We start from the raw sequence: 15,097 nt of genomic DNA on the forward strand, positions 1-15,097 counted from the left end.
ATGTTCGACCTTTTCCTCGTCGCGTTTTTCTTCATCGCGTTGCTGCTCGGCCTGAAACGGCCGTTCTTCTGGGTGCTGCTGTACATGTATGTCGACAGCGTGGCCCCGCAGAAGATGGGCTGGGGCATGATCACGACGCTGCAATTGTCGCTGATCGCTTTCTTGGCCGCCTTTACCGGCTGGCTGCTGTTCGACAGCAAGAAGGGCTCGCGCTTCACCTTTCGCCAGGGCCTGATCCTGGCGCTGCTGGCCTATGCCGGCTGGACCACGATGAATGCCGATTTCCCGGTCGAAGCGGCGGTGAAATGGGAATGGGTGTGGAAGGCGCTGGTCTTCGCCGCCTTCCTGCCGCTGACCCTGCGCACCAAGCTGCGGATCGAGGCGGCGGTGCTGACCATCGTGCTGTCGATCGGCCTCATCATCATCAACGGCGGTATCAAGACGGTCTTTGGCGGCGGCGGCTACGGCACGCTCAGCCTGTTGGTGAAGGAGGATTACGGCCTTTACGAAGGCTCCATCCTGTCCACCGCGACCGTGGCCATCATCCCGCTGGTGCTGTGGCTGACGCGGCACGGCACGATCTTCAAGCCGGACTGGCGGGTTAAGGCCTTTGCCGCTGCGCTCATCTTCGCCTGCCTGCTGATCCCGGTGGGGACGGCAGCGCGGACGGGCCTTGTCTGTCTGGGCGTGCTGGCCGTGCTGCTCTTGCGCTCCGTGAAGCACCGCTTCCTTTACATGGGCCTGGCAGGACTGCTGGCCGTGGCGGCCTTCCCCTTCCTGCCGCAATCCTACACCGAGCGCATGACCACCATCGCCAGCCATGAAGGCGACGAATCCGCCTCCACCCGCGTGCGCGTCTGGACCTGGACGATGGACTATGCGGAGCGCAATCCGATGGGCGGCGGCTTCTCTGCCTTCCTGGGCAACAGCTTCACTTACAACACCCGCACGGTGGAGGAAGTGGGCGGCCAGAAGGTGGTCAAATACGAAGAAGTCACCGACGAGGCGCGCGCATACCATTCGAGCTATTTCGAGATGCTGGGCGAGCAGGGCTATCCCGGCCTATTCATGTGGCTGCTGCTGCAGGGGCTGGGCGTGTGGCAGATGGAGCGCATCCGCTGGCGATACAATCGCAAGGCCGTGGCCGACGGGTCGGGCGAGAAAAGCTGGCAATGGGGCCTGGCCACTGCGCTGCAACAGGGGCAGATCATCTACCTTGTCGGATCGCTGTTCGTGGGCATCGCCTTCCAGCCGTTCCTGTTCATGCTGGTGGGCATCCAGTGCGGCCTTTGGAGTTACGAGAAGCGCACCCACAAGACGGTGAAGAAGGCGCGCATCGCCAAAAAGCGACAGGCCTCCGTCGCCACGGGCGAAGCGGCGACCGCCTGATTGGCTTGCAAGCCGGCGCTGGCGGCGTAAACTGCCGCGCATGGACAGCGCAGGCGCATCGCTCGGCATCGTGGAAATCCTGGGGATCGCGGGCAGCGTCTCGCTGCTTTCGGGCTGGCGGCTTTACCTGACCGTCCTTGCCACCGGCATCGCCATGCGCAGCGGGATCGTGCCGCTGCCGGAACACCTCGCCAGCCTGCAGGTGCTGGCAAACCCGTGGGTGATGGGCGTGGCCGGGGTGGCGGCCTTCTGCGAATTTTTTGCCGACAAGGTCATGTGGCTCGATAGCGCGTGGGACGCGGTGCACACTTTCGTGCGGCCGGTTGGCGGGGCCCTGCTGACGCTGGCCGTGGTCGATCCATCGGATCCGGCCACACAGGTTGTCGCCTTTATCCTGGGCGGCGGCGGCGCGCTGCTGAGCCATGGCGGCAAGGCTGGCGCGCGGGCGGTGGTCAACACCAGCCCCGAACCCGCCAGCAATGTCGCACTGAGTGCTGCGGAGGATGTCGCGACCGCAGGGCTTCTGTGGGCGGCCTATGAATATCCATGGGCGGCAGCGGGCATCGCCGCCACGCTGCTGGCGCTGGTCATCGGCCTGCTGCTGGTGGCCCGGCGGCTGATCCGCAAGCTATTCCGGCGCGAGGCACAGGCGGACGCGCCGCCGGCCTGACGCCTACTTTGCGCCGCCCGACTTGGGATGGGCGCGCATCCATTCTTCCACCACCGGGGCAATACGCTCGCGCCACTTGCTGCCGTTGAAGATGCCGTAATGGCCAACATCGCGGGCGAGATGGTATTTCTGCTTCGCAATCGGCAGATTGCGCGAGATATCGAGCGCAGCGCGCGTCTGGCCGATGCCGGAAATATCGTCCTTCTCGCCCTCGATCGCCAGCACGGCGGTGTCGGTGATGGCGCCGGGATCGATGGCCTTGCCGCGGTGCACGAACTTGCCCTTGGGCAGGGAGTGCTTCTGGAACACCTCCTCCACCGTCTCGAGGTAGAATTCCTCCGTCATATCGCAGACGGAGAGATATTCGTCGTAGAACTTCTTCGTACCCTTGGCGCTTTCCTGGTCGCCCAGAGTGAGATGTTTGAACATCTCGTAATGGCTCATCATGTGGCTTTCGAGGTTCATGGAGATGAAGCCCGCCAGCTGCAGGAAGCCGGGATAGACCTTGCGGCCCGCGCCGGGATAATTGACCGGCACGGTGGCGATCACATTGTTGCGGAACCAGCTGATGGGCCGTTCCATGGCGACATCGTTCACCGTGGTGGGGCTGGCGCGCGTGTCGATCGGGCCGCCCATCATGGTAAGTGTGGCCGGGCGGCATTCGTCCTTCTCAGCCGCCATCAGCGCGGTCGCGGCAAAGGCCGGCACGCTGGGCTGGCACACGGCCAGGACATGGGTATCCGGCCCGATCTGGTGCAGGAAATCCACCAGGTAATCGATGTAATCGTCGAGGTCGAAAGTCCCCTGGTCCAGCGGCACCATGCGGGCATCGGCCCAGTCGGTGACCCACACCTCCTGGTTCTGGACCATGCGCTGCACCGTGCCGCGCAGCAGCGTGGCGTAATGCCCGCTCATGGGCGCGACGATCAGCAGCTTGGGCGCGTCCTTGGGCAGGCCGGCGCGCTTGAAATGGCGCAGGCTTCCGAAGGGGCGCTCGTATACCACTTCCTCGCTCACCTTGCGCTTCTTGCCGTCAACCTCGACCGGCTTGATATTGAATTCGGGCTTGCCGCGATCCTCGTAGATATGGGCGAAGACCTGCAGGGCGCTGGCCATCAGCGGGCCGGTGCCGAAATATCCCATCGGCAGGGCCGGGTTGCTCAGCAGTTCGGCCCCGATCTGCGCCCAGTTGCTGGCGCCTGCCAGCAGCGAGCGCTGCATTTCGTAAGCGGTGTATAGCATGGTGTGATGCGTCCCCTGCGGTTGCGCCATCGCCTTTGCGGGGCAACCCTGTGCTTCGCGCGCAGACTGCCGTGTTCGCGTCCATTGTGCAATGCGGCAAAGCCAAAAATGCTCCACAAGCTGCGGTTTGCGCCGCGGCCAGCCAGCTGGCGCTTTCCCTCGCGCGGAACTTCGCCTAGTGCGCGCCCGATGGCACGCGCCCCCAGCAAGACCGCACCCGACGTCGAACCCGCCAGCAGCGTTGGCCCGCTGCTGATGGTGTGGCGCGCCGCTGCGCGCTATCCCGGCCGCGTGGCGCTGGCACTGACCGCGCTGCTGATCACCGCCGCCGCCACGCTCGCCATCCCCAATGGCCTGCGCCTGATCGTGGACCGCGGCTTTGCCGAAGGGGTGGACCCGCAGGAAATCGGCCGCTGGTTCCGTTACCTCCTTGGCATCGTGGTGGTGCTGGCGGCGGGCACGGCTTGCAGGTTCTATTTCGTCAGCCTGCTGGGCGAACGCGTCGTGGCCGATATCCGCCGCGCCGTGCAGGACAACCTCCTGCGCATGCACCCCGCCTTCTTCGAGGAAAATTCCCCCAGCGAAATCGCCAGCCGGATGACGGCTGACACCACGCAGATCGAGCAGGTCGTCGGAACGACCGTCTCGGTTGCCCTGCGCAATGTGCTGATGGCCATCGGCGGGACGATTTACCTCTTCGTGCTCGCGCCCTCGCTCACCGGCCTGATGCTGCTGCTCGTGCCGCTACTCGTCGGCCCGATTGCATGGTTCGGCCGGCGCCTGCGCAGCGTCTCGCGCGAAAGCCAGGACCGGATCGCCACCGTCGGCATGCGCACCAGCGAAGTGCTGGGCGCAATGAAGATCGTGCAGGGCTTCAACCAGGAAGACCGCGAAAAGGCGCGTTTTGCGGAAGCGGTGGAGGATACGTTCGACACCGCCCAGCGCCGCATCCGCCTGCGCGCGACCATGACCTTCATCATCATCCTGTCCGTCTTCGGCGCGATTACGCTGCTGATGTGGCGCGGCGCGATGCAGGTGGCGGACGGCACGCTGACGGGTGGGACCATCGCCGCCTTCGTGCTGACCGGCATGATCGTGGCCGGCGCGTTCGGCGCGCTGACGGAAGTCTATGGCGAATTGCTGCGCGGTGCAGGCGCAGCCAGCCGGCTGAACGAGTTGCTGCGCGAGAAGCCCGCCATCGCCCCGCCTGCTCGCCCCACGGACCTGCCGCAGCCCCCGCGCGGCAGCCTGTCGTTCCGTAATGTCACCTTCCGCTATCCCACCCGGCCGGACACACCCGCGCTCAGCGACTTCACCCTTGAGGTGGAGCCGGGCGAGACGGTGGCCATCGTCGGGCCGTCGGGCGCGGGCAAGTCCACCGTCTTCCAGCTGGCAGAGCGGTTCTACGATCCGCAGCACGGCACGGTGCGGCTGGACGGCGTGCCGCTGGTCAATGCCGACCCGGCCGATATCCGCCGCCGTATCGCCATCGTCCCGCAGGAAGGCGTGCTGTTCGCCGCCAATGCGCGCGACAATCTGCGCTACGGCAATTGGGATGCGGATGACGCTGCCATCTGGCAGGCGGCCGAGAATGCCAATGCCGCCGATTTCCTGCGCGCGCTGCCGGATGGCCTCGACACCTTCCTGGGCGAGGGCGGCGCGCGCCTGTCCGGCGGGCAGCGCCAGCGCATTGCCATTGCCCGCGCCCTGCTGCGCGATGCACCGATCCTGCTGCTGGACGAGGCGACGAGCGCGCTCGATGCCGAAAGCGAGATGCTGGTGCAGCAGGCGCTCGATGGCCTCATGGCCGGGCGCACCACGCTGGTTATCGCCCACCGCCTCGCCACCGTGCGCGCGGCGGACCGGATCGTGGTGCTGGAGGATGGGCGCATGGTCGAAAGCGGCACGCATGCGCAGCTGTCCGCCAATGGCGGGCTTTATGCCCGGCTCGCCGCGCTGCAGTTTACCGAGGCAGAGAGCGAGCCCTACGGGCGCTGAGCACAGCCATGCACGCCGGGTCCCGTTTCGACGAACGGTCATCCATGGCCGACCAGCGTCGAGTCCCCTTGCGCCGGAGATGCTAGGGGTTCACCTACGAATTCGTACCTTGGGGGTACTTCGCACAGAAGAGAGGAAAAGGTCGCAAGCCTTATGATCAAGAAACTGCTTATCGCCGGCGCATCCGCCGCCGCCCTGTCGCTCGCCATCCCGGCCATCGCGCAGGAAGAAACCGCCGCCCCGCAGATGTCCTTCGGCACCTGGGGCTTCGATCCCTCGCTGGTGGACCAGAGCGTGGATCCGGGCGACGACTTCTTCGCCTATGCCAACGGCCGCTGGATCGCGCAGAACCCGATCCCGGACGAATACACCCGCTACGGCGCCTTCAACCTGCTGCGTGAGAAGAGCACCAGCGACGTGAAGACGCTGATCGACGATCTCGTCGCCATGACGCCCGCGGCCGGCACGCCGGAGCGCCGCATCGTGGATGCTTACACGTCGTTCTACGACACCGACACGATCGACGCGCTCGGCCTGGCTCCGGCCATGCCCTATGTCTACCAGATCTGGGGCGCGAAGACGCATGAGGAACTGATCGCGCTGTTCCCCGAAGCCGGGCTGCCCAGCCTGATCTCGGCCGGCGTCACCGTCGACAGCAAGGATCCCAATTCCTACGCTGTTTCCGTCGGCTTTTCCGGCATGGGCCTGCCCGACCGCGATTACTACCTGGTCGATAACGAGCGTAACCTCGCCATCCGCGCGGCTTACAAGGATTACCTGACCTTCCTACTGGGCGAGGCCGGTTTCCCGGAGCCTGCCAAGGTCGCCAATGCGGTCTACAATTTCGAAACCAAGGTGGCGCGGCTGGAATGGGACCGCACGGTCCTGCGCAACCGCGACCTGACCTACAACAAGGTCAGCCGTGACGAGATGCTGGCGCTGGCACCGGGCTTCCCGACCGAGATGCTGATCGACAAGGCCGGTTTCGGCGGCGTGGATTACTTCCTCGTCAGCCAGATGCCGCCGACCGCAGAAGAGCGTGCCAAGCTGGGCATGTCCGATGCGGAAATGGCAGCGAAGATCGGCGGCGGCCTGCCGGCGATGATGGAACTGATCGGCGAAACCCCGCTGGGCGTGCTGCAGGCTTACATGACGGCCAGCTTCCTCAACGCGCACAGCTCCGTCCTGCCGACGCGTTTCGATAGCGCCAGCTTCGATTTCTACGGCAAGATGCTGTCCGGCGCGCAGGAACAGCGCCCGCGCTGGAAGCGTGCGGTGTCCGCCACGGAAGGCCAGCTGGGCGAACAGCTCGGCGCGCTTTACGTCGACCGCTACTTCCCGCCGGAAGCCAAGGCTCAGATGGACGAGCTCGTCGCTAACCTGCGCCTCGCCATGCGCGAGAGCCTGGAGCAGAACGAGTGGATGACGCCGGAAACAAAGGAGCAGGCCTATGCCAAGCTCGACAGTTTCACGCCCAAGATCGGCTATCCGGACAAGTTCGAGACGTACGACGGCCTCGTCATCAAGCCGGGCGATGCGCTGGGCAACCGCGTCCGCTCCATCGCCTGGAGTGTCGCCGACAACAAGGCGAAGCTGGGCAAGCCGGTCGATCGCAGCGAGTGGTTCATGCTGCCGCAGACGGTGAACGCCTATTACAACCCGGTCTTCAACGAGATCGTGTTCCCGGCGGCCATCCTGCAGGCCCCCTTCTTCGATCCCAATGCCGATCCGGCCATCAATTACGGCGGCATCGGCGCAGTGATCGGGCACGAAATCGGCCACGGTTTCGATGACCAGGGTGCCAAGTACGACGCGACCGGCGCGCTTAACAACTGGTGGGCCGAGCCGGACCTGGCGCAGTTCACCAAGCTGGGCGACGAGCTGGTGGCGCAGTACGACGGTTATTGCCCCTATGACGAGGGCGAGACCTGCGTGAACGGCCGCTTCACCCTTGGCGAGAACATCGGCGATGTCGGCGGCCTGTCCATGGCATACCGCGCATACCGCATGTCGCTCGGCGGCGAGGAAGCCCCCGTGCTGGACGGCTTCACGGGCGACCAGCGCTTCTTCCTTGGTTGGGCGCAGGTGTGGCGCAGCATGCAGCGCGAGGAAACGGGCCGCCAGCGCCTGATGACCGACCCGCACAGCCCGGAAGAATACCGCACCAACGGCGCGGTCCGGAACATGGATGCATGGCACAAGGCGTTTGGCGTGACGCCGGGCGATGCGCTTTACCTCGATCCCAAGGATCGTATCGTCATCTGGTAAGACCTGCCCGATAGACGAAGCTGGCCCCCGCGCACCTCAGGCAGGTTCGCGGGGGCTTTGCTTTTTGCGCGTGTCGCCTAAAGGCTTGGCGCTTGATGCTTGGCGATGAAGCCGGGCTGCGCCATGGAAACCGCCACACATGACCATCTTGCAGCAACTCATCATCGCCATCGTGCAGGGAATCACGGAATTCCTGCCGATTTCATCTTCTGGCCACCTGATCCTGATTCCCTACCTGACGGATTTCCCGGACCAGGGCCCGCTGATCGACGTGGCCGTGCACATCGGCTCGCTGCTCGCCATCGTGCTGTATTTCCGCAAGGACGTGGCAGGCCTCGCGCGCGGCGGCTTCTCGGCCGTGGGCATCGGCAAGGATCCGGTGCAGCGCCGCCTGTTCTGGTGGATCGTGATCGGCACCATCCCTGCCGTTGCACTCGGCCTGTTCCTGAAGCTGGGCGGTTACCTGGAAAGCTTCCGGTTCACGGACTTCGTGGCGGTGAACCTGATCGTCTACGGCATCCTGCTGGGCGTGGCGGACCGCTTCGGCAAGGAAGTGAAGGATTACGAGGACATGACGCTGCGCGACGCCATCATCGTGGGCCTAGCGCAGGCGCTCGCGCTGTTTCCCGGCACCAGCCGGTCCGGCGCCACGATGACGGCAGCGCGCGCTCTCGGCTACAAGCGTGTGGAGGCCGCGCGCTTTTCCTTCCTGCTGGCGATCCCGGCCGTGGCGGGGGCAGGCCTGCTGGCCGCTCTGGATCTCGCCGATGCATCCGCGCAGATGCAGTGGGATGCGGTGGTGACGGGTGTCTTCACCTTCCTCGCGGCGCTGGCCACGATGATGTTCCTGATGAATTTCCTGAAGCGCGCCTCCATGATGGTCTTCGTGATCTACCGCGTCCTGCTGGGGCTGGCGCTTCTCTGGTTCTTCTGACTGTGCCGAAATAAGGCAGTCTTGCCGAAACCTTGCCTTTATCTTGGAACCCTTGCCCCGCAGCGTCCGTTGAGGGGGCAAGCAGTTTCGAAAGGCCGGCAATGGGCGTTCTATTCCTGATTATCGTGGGTGCCATCCTCGGGTGGCTCGCATCGATCATCACGCGCGCCGAGAGCCGACAGGCGATTCTGCTGAATGTGGGTGTCGGCATTGCCGGCGCCTTTATTGCCGGGCTGGTACTCAACCCGCTGTTTGGCGGGCACAGCCTGCTGGGCCAGCGTTATGACGTGCTGGCCTTGCTGATCGCCCTGCTGGGATCGGTCATATTCCTCGTGGCGCTGAACCTGACACGCCGCGTCAAAGGATAAATATCCGATTTCAGGCTTTTCAAACCACTCGGGATGGCCCACGAAGCCTCCCTCTCATTTCCAAAAGGGGAAATTTCATGAAGAAGATCATTGCATTCGCATCCGCCGCCGTCCTCGGTCTCGGTGTTGCCGCTTGTGACAGCGCCGCCGAAAACGAAGCCGAAGACGTCGTCGAAGCAGAAGAAGCTGCCGCTGACGAAAACATCGACATGATGGAAGACACCGGCGAAATCACCGGTGAAACGGCTGACGAAATGAAGGCCGAAGTCGACGCGCAGGAAGAAGCTGCCGAAGAGACCATCGACGAAACGATGTAATTCGCTTTTTCCGGGCGACCTGCCCGGAATGCGAAAAAGGGCCGGCTCCGCATCAGCGGGGCCGGCCTTTCTCTTATGTGCTTCGGATTTAAACGTGCCGACTGGAGCGCAGCGGCCAGAGTGCTGGGTCAGACCGGGTTTGCGTTGGACCCGCGGCCGCCGCGCAGGTGGTATTCCTGCGAGCCCCGGTGCACGACATAATCGACATCGATCACGGCCGCATTGGCATAGGTGAAGCCGGGGTCCAGGCTGCGGTAAAGCTGGTCGAAATCACGCTCCACCGTCTGGCGGTAGAGATCCTCGAAGCTCTCGATCACGAAATAGGTCGGCTGCAGGTCGCTGATCACGTAATCGGTGCGCATCACGCGGTCGACATTCAGCATGATGCGGTTGGGGCTTTCCGCCTCCAGCGCAAAGATCGCCTCGCGCGGGCCGGACAGGATGCCGGCGCCATAGATGCGAAGCTCGTCCGCCTGCATCATCAGGCCGAATTCCACCGTGTACCAATATAGCGAGCCCAAGGACTTGAGCCGGTTGTAGCGCATCGCCTTCCAACCGGCCTTGCCATATTCCTGCATGTAATCGGCAAAGGTCGGATCGGCGAGCAGCGGGACATGGCCGAAGACATCGTGGAACACGTCCGGTTCCTGGATGTAATCGAAGGTCTCGCGCGTGCGGATGAAATTGCCCGCCGGGAAACGGCGGTTGGCCAGGTGCCAGAAGAACACGTGATCGGGGATCAGCATAGGCACGGGCACCACGCTCCAACCGGTCAGCCGGTCCAGCTCCTCGCTCAGTTCCTTGAAATCGGGCACGCCGCCGCGGTTCAGGTGCAGTTTCTGCATCCCGGCCATGAAGGCATCGCAGGCGCGGCCGGGCAGGATTTCCATCTGCCGCTCGAACAGGTCGTTCCAGACAGCATCGTCCTCGGAAGAATACTGCCGCTGCTCCGGCTCCAGCCAGTCCTCACCCACATTTTCGGGGCGCTTCAGGGGCGCGGTAAACACATCGCCGTCCACTTCCGGGATGGCGGAAAAGTCGCTCTCAGGGTTCAAGATCGTAGCCATGTCGTTCATTCAACGGTTAGCATAGCCGCAAAGTGCCTGCCAAACATTACCGTGCGGCGAATTATTCTGTCGCAGCGGGCGCGGTGCCCGGCTCGGCGCCGGAGGTTTCCGAAGCTTCGGGTAGTTCCGGGCGTCGCTCCTCCAGCATTGCCGCGGCATCGTCCAACGCCTTTGCCTCGCTCACATTGACCCCGCCCGGGCCGGGATCGGCATCGCTTCCGCAGGCCGGAAGCAGGGCGATGGCGGCCAGCGCAGCGGCGCAGCGAAGCAGGTTGGGGCGAGACATGGCCCGATGATAGATCGCCCCGCACAAAAAGGAAGCGGGCGCGAAAGCCTGCTGCCTTCGCGCCCGCCCCAATGCCTTGTGGCGGCAGATTACATGCTGTCTTCGGCAGCAGCCGTTGCAGCATCGGCAGCAGCTGCCGCGTCCATGGCTGCGTCTTCGGCAGCTTCAGCTGCGGCAGCGGTATCCTGCACCGTTTCTGCGGTCTCGCTTGCTTCGGCAGCAGCGGCGTTCACGGCGGCTTCGTCTTCCACGGGCGCTTCGACATCGGTCATGGCATCGTCGGCCGGGGCTTCGACCGATTCGGCGGCCGCATCTTCAGATGCGTCGTCGGAGCTGCCGCAGGCGGACAGGGCCATCAGTGCTGCGCCGGCAAAGGCGGTGGAGATGATCTTCTTCATGGTTTCGGTTCCCTCTTTGGCGAAACTTTCGCTGCCGCCACGCAGGTGCCTGCGCCGGTCCAGCGTGCAGCCCTTGTAAATCGTGGCGCCGCGTAAGGCAAAGCGGCAAATTGCCCGTGGATGGGCGGCTGCGCAGCTTCCGCCCGCGCGCGCCATCTGCCACAGCACGGCCATGCCCGCAGAGCTGACCGAAATCCCTGAAAGCGCGATGGAGTCGCTGCGCCGGACCTTTGGCCATCCGGCGCTGCGCGGCCGCCAGCCCGATGTGCTGGCGCGCGTGCTGGCAGGCGAATCGACGCTGGCCGTCATGCCCACGGGCGCGGGCAAGTCGCTGACATACCAGCTACCCGCCGTTGTGCTGGACGGGTGCTGCGTGGTGATCTCGCCGCTGATCGCGCTGATGCATGACCAGCTTCGCTCGGCCCGCGCCAACGGCATACGCGCGGCCACGCTGACCAGCGTGGATGCCGACTGGCGCGAGACGATGGATGCCTACCGCGCGGGCGAGCTGGACCTGCTCTATGTCGCGCCCGAACGCGCCAGCCAGCCCGCCTTCCGAGACCTGCTGGGCAGCGCACGCATCGCCCTGTTCGCGGTGGACGAGGCGCATTGCGTATCCGAATGGGGGCACGATTTCCGGCCCGATTACCGCCAGCTGCGCCCCCTGATGGATGCTTTCCCGCAGGTCCCGAGGCTGGCGCTGACGGCCACGGCGGACGAGCGGACCCGGGCCGACATCCTGCAGCAGCTCGGCATCCCGGATGAAGGCCTGGTGGTTGCAGGCTTTGACCGGCCCAACATCCGCTATGCCATGCGCCACCGGGCGAACCTGACGGACGAACTGGCGCGGCTGATGGGGCAGGAACCGGGGCCGGGCATCATCTATGCCCCCACCCGCCGCAAGGTGGAGGACCTGGCCGAGAAGCTGGCGGCGCGCACGGGCCGTCCGGTTCGGCCCTACCACGCCGGATTGCCGCCGGAGGAGAGAGCCGCCAACCAGTCTGCCTTCGTCGCCAGTGAGGACATGGTGGTGGTGGCGACCATCGCCTTCGGCATGGGAATCGACAAGCCGGACGTCCGCTTCGTGGCGCATGCCGGCATCCCCAAGTCGATCGAGGCCTATTACCAGGAAACCGGGCGAGCCGGGCGCGACGGGGACCCGTCTGTGGCCCTGATGTTGTGGGCGGCAGGCGATTTCGCCACCGCGCGCCAGCGACTGGGCGAGGTGGACGAGGCCCGCCAGCAGGGCGAGCGCGCACGGCTGGATGCGCTTGCGCAGCTGGTGGAGACGGCAGGCTGCCGCCGTGCGGTGCTGCTGCGCCATTTCGGCGAGACGCCGCCCGAACGCTGCGGCAATTGCGACAATTGCCTCGAAGCGCCCGACGTGACCGACGCCACCGTGCTGGCACAGAAGCTGCTGAGCGCGGCCTATCGCACGGGCCAGAGCTTCGGTTTCGGCCATTTGCAGAAAGTGTTGACCGGTTCGCAGGACGAGCGGATCGTGCAGCGCGGGCATGACCGGCTCAGCGTTTATGGCATTGTCGAAGGCGAGGATGCGCGCCTGCTGCAACCGGTCAGCCGGGCGCTGCAGGCCCGCGGCGCGCTGGTCGCGACCGAGCATGGCGGGCTGCGGCTGGGCGGCGATGCCAAGGCCATCCTGAAGGGCGAGGCGGTAGTGGCCATCGTCACCCCGTCGCCATCACAATCGCGCAAGGGCCGCCGCCGCACGCAGCAGGCCGCCAACCCGGTCGGCGATCCGCTGTTCGATGCGCTGCGCGAATTGCGCCGGACGCTGGCGGCAAAGGTGCAGGTCCCGCCCTATGTCATCTTCCACGATGCCACCCTGCGCGAGATGACCGCGCGCCGCCCCGCGACGCTGTCCGAACTGGGCGAACTTCCCGGGATCGGCGCCAAGAAGCTGGAGGCCCATGGCGAGGCCTTCCTGCGCGCCATCCGCGCGAATTGACGGCTGCACGTTATTTAGCTAAATAGCTAACAGCAGCATCGCAGGGAGGCTTGGATGGAGCGCGGCAAATTGGATCAGGGCGTGATGGACCGGACGGATGGACGCGCGGAGAAGCCGGCGCGGCCCGGCCTGTCGCTCGCCTTTGCGGTCTTTGTCCTCGGCATGTTCGGCGTGGCCTCGCTCGGCCTCCTGCCGCTGGAGGACAATCTGCCCGATGGCGTCGACGTGCCGCGCGCCGTGCTGTTGCTCAATCCCGCGATCCTCGTGCTGGTTGCATCCTTCGCCGGCTGGTTCGCCGCCCCTCGCGCTGGCCTCCATGCGCCGGTGCTGGAGGAAGCACTGGTCCGGGGTGACTGGCGCTTGCCACTGCGCGCGGCGCTGATGCCCGCCCTGTTCGTGGGTGTGGTGGGGATGGTGACGCTGCTGGCCTATGGCGCGATCACCGCAAGCTACTTCGCCAGCGAGGGCGCAGAAATGGCGCAGCCGCTTGCCACCCGCATGCTCTATGGCGGCATCACGGAGGAGGTGCTGCTGCGCTGGGGCATGATGAGCGTGCTCGCACTGTTGCTCCTGAAGGTGCGGCTCCCTCGCGCCGCTGCCCTGTGGACAGCAAACATCCTTGCCGCAGTCCTGTTCGGCCTGGGCCATTTCCCAATCCTGTTCGCCGTGATGCCGGATCCGCCGCTGTGGCTGCTGGCGCTGGTGCTTGCCGCCAATGCCGGGCTGGGCGTGCTTTTCGGCTGGCTTTACATGCGCCGCGGGCTGGAGGCGGCCATCATCGCCCATGCCCTGACGCATCTGTTCGCGGTCAGTGTCATGGCTGTGCTCGCGGCCATTTGACCGCACATTAACCCTTTCGCTCTATGCCAGTGGGCATGGAACACACTGTCCGCAAACCGCTCGCTCGCCCTTCCATCCCCGGTTTCGCCGTGCTTGGCGCCTTGGCCATCGCCGCCATTCCAGCCTCCGCGCTGATGGCACAGGCGCCGGCGCCGGCCTTCACCGTCATGGAAACGGGCCAGGGTTATTCCAACCTGCAGGACGCGGTAGACGCGATTGGCGCGGGCCAGGGCAGGATCGCTATTGCGCCGGGCCGTTATGCCCAGTGCGCTGTGCAGACCGAGGGGCGCATCGCCTATCTCGCAGCAGAGCCCGGCACCGCCGTGTTCGACGGGGTCGCCTGCGAAGGCAAGGCGGCGCTGGTGCTGCGCGGGCAGGGCGCGGAAGTATCCGGCGTGATTTTCCAGAACATCCGCGTCTCCGATTACAACGGCGCAGGCATCCGGCTGGAAGAAGGCGATCTGATGGTGGCCGAAAGCTGGTTCCGCGATAGCCAGCAGGGCATCCTGACCGCGCATGACAATTCGACGCGGCTGGTGGTGGACCGCTCTACCTTCACCCGCCTTGGCACTTGCGAAGGCGGCGGCGGCTGCGCGCATTCCATCTACACCGGCGAAATCGGCCACTTGCGCGTGACCCGCAGCCGATTCGAGGAAGGGCGCGGCGGCCATTATGTGAAGAGCCGCGCAGCGCGCGTGGATGTCGCCAGTTCCAGCTTCGACGATGTGCGCGGACGCGGCACGAATTACATGATCGATCTTTCGGACGGGGCGACAGGGCAGATCTCCAACAACTGGTTCGTGCAGGGCCAGGACAAGGAGAATTACTCCGCCTTCATCACCGTCGCGCCGGAAGGTCGGGTGAACCCGTCAGACGGGCTGGCAATCCTGGGCAACGATGCGCGACTCGCTCCCGGCGTCAGCCGCAACACGGTCTTCGTGGCGGACTGGTCGGGCGACAATATCGACATCGGCGAGAACTCGCTCGGCACCGGCCTCGCCCGCTACGAGCGGCGATAGGGCGGGAACACGCTGACGCTCCGGCCCGTTCGTAGCGGGCAAGGAGAGTTTCCATGGCCGGTGGATGGACGCGCGATGGCGCGGTGCAGGACCAGATCGACGACAGCGTGAAGGACGCGGTGGCTGCCGCACGCGCCCGCATGCCTGAAGGGGAAAGCGCGGAATATTGCATGGAATGCGGTGCGCCCATTCCGCAGGGTCGACGCGAGGCCGTCCCCGGCGTGCAGACCTGCATCGCCTGCCAGTCCGGCAAGGACAGCAAGGTCGCGCATTCGGCGATAAACCGGCGCGGCTCCAAGGATAGCCAGTTGCGTTGAGCAGCCTCGCGCGACAAG

General features: G+C 65.2%; 15 protein-coding genes. 11 read left to right on the forward strand and 4 right to left on the reverse strand.

The features are described 5' to 3' along the window. Positions 1–1,389, forward strand: coding sequence for a DUF5935 domain-containing protein (locus tag A6F65_RS02980; RefSeq protein ID WP_067785843.1), 1,389 nt, complete (start codon positions 1–3; stop codon positions 1,387–1,389). 40 nt (positions 1,390–1,429) lie between these two features. Next, positions 1,430–2,059 (forward strand): DUF4126 domain-containing protein, encoded by a 630-nt coding sequence (locus A6F65_RS02985; RefSeq protein WP_067785846.1) that lies wholly within the window; start codon positions 1,430–1,432, stop codon positions 2,057–2,059. Positions 2,060–2,062: 3 nt separating this feature from the next. Here the strand turns inward: A6F65_RS02985 and A6F65_RS02990 are convergent, their stop codons facing one another. Then, a complete protein-coding gene (locus A6F65_RS02990) occupies positions 2,063–3,301 on the reverse strand; it encodes a polyhydroxyalkanoate depolymerase (RefSeq protein WP_067789868.1) in 1,239 nt (412 codons plus the stop codon). A 189-nt stretch (positions 3,302–3,490) separates the two neighbouring features. Between A6F65_RS02990 and A6F65_RS02995 the strand changes: the two genes are divergently transcribed. From A6F65_RS02995 to A6F65_RS03015, 5 genes are all read left to right on the forward strand, one after another. Beyond that, positions 3,491–5,299: an ABC transporter transmembrane domain-containing protein gene (locus A6F65_RS02995; RefSeq protein WP_067785849.1), complete on the forward strand. Its 1,809-nt coding sequence runs from the start codon at positions 3,491–3,493 to the stop codon at positions 5,297–5,299. A gap of 153 nt (positions 5,300–5,452) precedes the next feature. Further along, positions 5,453–7,567, forward strand: a complete 2,115-nt coding sequence (locus A6F65_RS03000; protein WP_067785852.1) for a M13 family metallopeptidase — start codon at positions 5,453–5,455, stop codon at positions 7,565–7,567. 139 nt (positions 7,568–7,706) lie between these two features. Further along, positions 7,707–8,501, forward strand: a complete 795-nt coding sequence (locus tag A6F65_RS03005; protein WP_067785855.1) for an undecaprenyl-diphosphate phosphatase — start codon at positions 7,707–7,709, stop codon at positions 8,499–8,501. A 101-nt stretch (positions 8,502–8,602) separates the two neighbouring features. Next, positions 8,603–8,869 (forward strand): GlsB/YeaQ/YmgE family stress response membrane protein, encoded by a 267-nt coding sequence (locus A6F65_RS03010; protein WP_067785858.1) that lies wholly within the window; start codon positions 8,603–8,605, stop codon positions 8,867–8,869. Positions 8,870–8,946: 77 nt separating this feature from the next. Continuing rightward, positions 8,947–9,186: a hypothetical protein gene (locus A6F65_RS03015; protein ID WP_067785861.1), complete on the forward strand. Its 240-nt coding sequence runs from the start codon at positions 8,947–8,949 to the stop codon at positions 9,184–9,186. Between the two features lie 128 nt (positions 9,187–9,314). Here A6F65_RS03015 and phhA read toward each other — a convergent pair whose 3' ends face one another. From phhA to A6F65_RS13160, 3 genes are all read right to left on the reverse strand, one after another. Continuing rightward, the gene (gene phhA / locus A6F65_RS03020; protein ID WP_067789871.1) at positions 9,315–10,253 is read right to left on the reverse strand and encodes a phenylalanine 4-monooxygenase; all 939 of its coding nucleotides are present in this window, start codon (positions 10,251–10,253) and stop codon (positions 9,315–9,317) included. 61 nt (positions 10,254–10,314) lie between these two features. After that, positions 10,315–10,539, reverse strand: a complete 225-nt coding sequence (locus A6F65_RS03025) for a hypothetical protein (RefSeq protein ID WP_067785864.1) — start codon at positions 10,537–10,539, stop codon at positions 10,315–10,317. 89 nt (positions 10,540–10,628) lie between these two features. Further along, positions 10,629–11,111: a hypothetical protein gene (locus tag A6F65_RS13160; RefSeq protein WP_237164870.1), complete on the reverse strand. Its 483-nt coding sequence runs from the start codon at positions 11,109–11,111 to the stop codon at positions 10,629–10,631. On the opposite strand from A6F65_RS13160, the gene recQ reads away from it, so the two are divergent. Genes recQ through A6F65_RS03050 form a run of 4 tightly spaced genes read left to right on the forward strand, consistent with a single transcriptional unit; the run spans position 11,110 to position 15,079 of the window. Then, positions 11,110–12,903, forward strand: coding sequence for a DNA helicase RecQ (gene recQ, locus A6F65_RS03035; protein WP_067785867.1), 1,794 nt, complete (start codon positions 11,110–11,112; stop codon positions 12,901–12,903). The genes A6F65_RS13160 and recQ overlap by 2 nt on opposite strands. Positions 12,904–12,957: 54 nt before the next feature. After that, a complete protein-coding gene (locus tag A6F65_RS03040; protein WP_083989174.1) occupies positions 12,958–13,743 on the forward strand; it encodes a CPBP family intramembrane glutamic endopeptidase in 786 nt (261 codons plus the stop codon). A gap of 35 nt (positions 13,744–13,778) precedes the next feature. Further along, positions 13,779–14,762 carry a right-handed parallel beta-helix repeat-containing protein gene (locus A6F65_RS03045; RefSeq protein ID WP_067785869.1) on the forward strand — a complete coding sequence of 328 codons (984 nt, stop codon included), beginning with the start codon at positions 13,779–13,781 and terminating at the stop codon, positions 14,760–14,762. Positions 14,763–14,815: 53 nt separating this feature from the next. Continuing rightward, positions 14,816–15,079, forward strand: coding sequence for a DksA/TraR family C4-type zinc finger protein (locus tag A6F65_RS03050; RefSeq protein ID WP_067785870.1), 264 nt, complete (start codon positions 14,816–14,818; stop codon positions 15,077–15,079). Positions 15,080–15,097 lie beyond the last annotated feature (18 nt).

Origin of the sequence: Paraurantiacibacter namhicola, assembly GCF_001687545.1 — a bacterium.
Taxonomy (GTDB): domain Bacteria; phylum Pseudomonadota; class Alphaproteobacteria; order Sphingomonadales; family Sphingomonadaceae; genus Paraurantiacibacter; species Paraurantiacibacter namhicola.